General features: G+C 46.1%; 2 tRNA genes. Both read left to right on the top strand.

What is annotated here, in order from left to right:
• The first annotated feature begins 81 nt into the window (after window positions 1-81).
• Window positions 82-166: transfer RNA gene (locus CEX98_RS22225), tRNA-Leu, on the top strand.
• A 148-nt stretch (window positions 167-314) separates the two neighbouring features.
• A tRNA-Gln gene (locus tag CEX98_RS22220) sits at window positions 315-389 on the top strand.
• Window positions 390-425: the final 36 nt, after the last annotated feature.

Below are 425 nucleotides of genomic sequence, written 5' to 3'. Positions count from 1 at the left end.
GATGTGCGGAAGTGGCGGAATTGGCAGTTGTCTTGATACAGACGCTGGATTTAGGTTCCAATAACTAATGCAAAAAGATGTGCGGAAGTGGCGGAATTGGTAGACGCGCTGGATTTAGGTTCCAGTATCTTCGGATGTGAGAGTTCAAGTCTCTCTTTCCGCACCATGTTCTTGATTAGAACTAAAACAATCAAGTTTTCGTTGGAGTATCGCCAAGCGGTAAGGCAGAGAAGAGAGAGGTTTTTATCCCTCACTCATCCACCCCCAGATTCAAATCCTGGGTTCAGCAAGTTAAGTTAGATTTGAAATTTCGTTGGAGTATCGCCAAGCGGTAAGGCAGCGGGTTTTGATCCCGCCATTCCCAGGTTCAAATCCTGGTACTCCAGCCAACATTCTGAGGTTGAGGAATTGGCAGATGTCTTGAA

This window comes from Pseudoalteromonas piscicida (assembly GCF_002744175.1).
In the GTDB taxonomy this organism is placed as follows: domain Bacteria; phylum Pseudomonadota; class Gammaproteobacteria; order Enterobacterales; family Alteromonadaceae; genus Pseudoalteromonas; species Pseudoalteromonas piscicida_B.
Note: the sequence above shows the minus strand (reverse complement) of the source record. Positions and strands in the feature narration are given on the sequence as shown.